Origin of the sequence: Nocardia sp. NPDC058497, assembly GCF_042720195.1 — a bacterium.
Lineage (GTDB): Bacteria > Actinomycetota > Actinomycetes > Mycobacteriales > Mycobacteriaceae > Nocardia.
The window spans coordinates 1-3,141 of record NZ_JBHXMY010000653.1; the positions used below are offsets into that span (position 1 = coordinate 1).

The window sequence follows — 3,141 nt, forward strand, 5'->3', positions numbered from 1 at the left end:
CGCGTATGAGCTGCGGCTGACCCGTAACTCCGTGGCGGAGAACAAATCCGCCGACTATGTGCGCACGGCGACGGCGAAGGGACTCGGCCGCCGCCGTGTGGTGACCGTGCATATCCTGCGGAATTCGATGATCCCGGTGGTCACCTTTCTCGGCGCGGATCTCGGCGCGCTGATGGCGGGCGCCATCGTCACCGAGGGCATCTTCAATATTCCCGGCGTCGGCGGCACCGTGTACCAGGCGATCATCCGCGGCGAGCCACCGACGGTGGTGTCGTTCGTGACGGTGCTAGTCGTGGTGTTCCTGCTGATGAACCTGTTCATCGACCTGCTCTACGCCGCGCTCGACCCGAGGATCCGTTATGCATGAGAGCCAACAGCATTTCGTGGCCCCCGCCGACGAGGTGGAGGTGCTGGCCACCGACCGGGTGGTCGACACCGGCACCCCGACCAGCATCTGGGGCGACGCGTGGCGTCGGTTGCGCCGCAATCCGGTGTTCCTGGTCGCGGTCGTACTGATCGTGCTGGTGCTGCTGGTCGTGGTGTGGCCGTCGCTGTTCACCAGCCAGGACCCGAAGCAGTGCTTCGGCGAGTTCGGCATGGACAGCCCACGCCCCGGCCATCCGTTCGGGTTCGACAAGCAGGGTTGTGACGTCTACGCGCGCACGATCTACGGTGCGCGGGCCTCGGTCAGTGTCGGCATCGGAGCGGCGATGCTGTTCCTGCTGGTCGGCGGGGTGCTCGGGGCGCTGTCGGGGTTCTACGGCGGCTTCCTCGACACCGTGGTCTCCAGGATCGCCGAGATCTTCTTCGCCATTCCGATGGTGCTGGCGGCGATCGTGCTGTTGCAGCTGCTGCGACCGACGACGGTGCTGACGGTGATCCTGATCCTCGTCGCGTTCACCTGGCCGCAGGCGGCCCGCATCGCCCGTGGCGCGGTGATCGAGGCCAAGAACAGCGAATACGTCACCGCTGCCAAGGCTTTGGGTGTGTCGCGGTTGGGCACCTTGGTGCGGCACGTGCTCCCGAACGCGGCGGGCCCGTTGATCGTGGTCGCCACGCTGTGGCTCGGCGTCTTCATCGTCACCGAGGCGACGCTGTCGTTCCTCGGCGTCGGCCTGCCGCCCGACATCGTGTCCTGGGGCGCCGATATCGCCCGCGCGAAGTACGAGATCCGTACCTCGCCGATCCTGTTCTACCCGGCGGCCGCGCTGGCCGTCACCGTGCTGAGCTTCATCCTGCTCGGTGACGCGGTGCGCGACGCGCTCGATCCGAAGGAGCGCACCCGATGAGCGACGGCACACCGCTGCTGGAGATCCGCGATCTGGATGTCGGCTTCACCACCGACGGCAAGCCGGTGCCCGCGGTACGCGGGGTGAATCTCACCGTCTTCCCCGGTCAGACCGTCGCCATCGTCGGCGAGTCGGGGTCGGGCAAGTCGACGACCGCACACGCGATCATCGACCTGCTGCCCGGCACCGGCAAGGTGACCGGCGGGCAGATCCTCTTCGACGGCAAGGACCTCACCAAGGCCTCGGAAAAGGAGATCGTCGCGATCCGTGGCAGCGGCATCGGCCTGGTGCCGCAGGACCCGATGTCGAATCTGAACCCGGTGTGGAAGATCGGCTTCCAGATCAGGGAGACACTGGTCGCCAACGGCATCGCCACCGGAGACGCGGCCCGCGAGCGCTCGGTGGAGCTGCTCGCCGAGGCGGGGATGTCGGACGCGCGGCGGCGGATGAACCAGTACCCGCACGAGTTCTCCGGGGGCATGCGCCAGCGCGCGCTCATCGCGATCGGGCTCTCGTGCAGGCCGAAACTGCTGATCGCCGACGAGCCGACCTCGGCGCTGGACGTCACCGTGCAGCGGCAGATCCTGGGCCACCTCGAACAGCTCACCAGCGAGCTCGGCACCGCGGTGCTGCTGATCACCCACGACCTCGGCCTGGCCGCGGAACGGGCCGAGCATCTGGTGGTGATGTATCGCGGCCGGGTCGTGGAATCCGGTCCGGCACTGCAGATCCTGCGCGATCCGCAGCACGCGTACACCAAGAAGCTGGTGAACTCGGCGCCCTCGCTGGCGGCGCAGCGGATGTCGTCCTCGCGGCAGCGGGCCGCCGTGCGCGCACAGGCTGTCGAGGTGGCCGAGGCCGGGGACTCGATCGGCGACACCGTGCTGGAAGTGCGGGACCTGACCAAGGCGTTCAAGATTCGCGGCAAGCGGCCGTGGCAGTCCACGGACTTCGTGGCCGTCGACGACGTGAGCTTCACCGTCGAACGTGGCACGACCACCGCGATCGTCGGTGAGTCCGGCTCGGGTAAGTCGACCATCGCGCAGATGGTCCTCGGTCTGCTGGAACCCACCTCGGGCACGGTCGCCTTCGACGGCAAGGACGTCGCGAAGCTGGACACCAAGGGCGCGTTCGCCTTCCGTCGCCGGGTGCAGCCGATCTTCCAGAACCCGTACGGCTCGCTCGACCCGATGTACTCGATCTACCGCACCATCGAGGAGCCGCTGCGGGTGCACAAGATCGGCACCGCCAAGGAGCGGGAGGCGGTGGTGCGCGACCTGCTCGACAAGGTGTCGCTGCCGTCGTCGGTAATGCGGCGCTATCCCAACGAGCTGTCCGGCGGGCAGCGTCAGCGGGTCGCGATCGCGCGGGCGCTGGCCCTGTCGCCCGAGCTGGTGGTCTGCGACGAGGCGGTCTCGGCGCTCGACGTGCTGGTCCAGGCGCAGATCCTCACCCTGCTCAACGACCTGCAGGCCGAGCTGGGGCTGACGTATCTGTTCATCACCCATGACCTGGCCGTCGTCCGGCAGATCGCGGACAACGTGCTGGTCATGCGGGAGGGCAAGGTGGTGGAGGCCGCCACCACCGACGAGGTGTTCGCCGCGCCGCGGGAGGAGTACACGCGGGCCCTGCTCGAGGCGATTCCCGGGCGGGAGTTGCTCACGGGGTAATCGAGCGTCGAACCAGAGGCCTCGGCGAAGTGCAGTTCGCCACGTGCCCGCGGGGATGGCTCGCCCGGGACATGGTGTCGTGCAGGATCAGACCAGCCGAGTCCTCGGCGCAGGTCTATCGCGACGGCGTCCGCCCGTGTACCAGGGCGAATCCACCGCGAAGGCGCAGCTCACCGGCGTAC

General features: G+C 68.1%; 3 protein-coding genes. All 3 read left to right on the forward strand.

Features of this window, described 5'->3' with window-relative positions; all coding sequences use genetic code 11:
• Positions 1 to 367, forward strand: a 367-nt coding sequence (locus ACFWPJ_RS28895) for an ABC transporter permease (protein ID WP_378856077.1), incomplete at its 5' end; no start/stop codon positions are given.
• Positions 360 to 1,289 carry an ABC transporter permease gene (locus ACFWPJ_RS28900; protein ID WP_378856079.1) on the forward strand — a complete coding sequence of 310 codons (930 nt, stop codon included), beginning with the start codon at positions 360 to 362 and terminating at the stop codon, positions 1,287 to 1,289. The genes ACFWPJ_RS28895 and ACFWPJ_RS28900, both read left to right, overlap by 8 nt.
• The gene (locus ACFWPJ_RS28905; RefSeq protein WP_378856081.1) at positions 1,286 to 2,959 is read left to right on the forward strand and encodes an ABC transporter ATP-binding protein; all 1,674 of its coding nucleotides are present in this window, start codon (positions 1,286 to 1,288) and stop codon (positions 2,957 to 2,959) included. Before ACFWPJ_RS28900 ends, ACFWPJ_RS28905 begins: the two co-directional genes overlap by 4 nt.
• Positions 2,960 to 3,141 lie beyond the last annotated feature (182 nt).

Bases quoted from the DNA above. Each gene is read 5' to 3' on its own strand.
- ACFWPJ_RS28900 (WP_378856079.1), top strand. From the start codon at position 360: ATGCATGAGAGCCAACAGCATTTCGTGGCCCCCGCCGACGAGGTGGAG.
- ACFWPJ_RS28905 (WP_378856081.1), top strand. From the start codon at position 1,286: ATGAGCGACGGCACACCGCTGCTGGAGATCCGCGATCTGGATGTCGGC.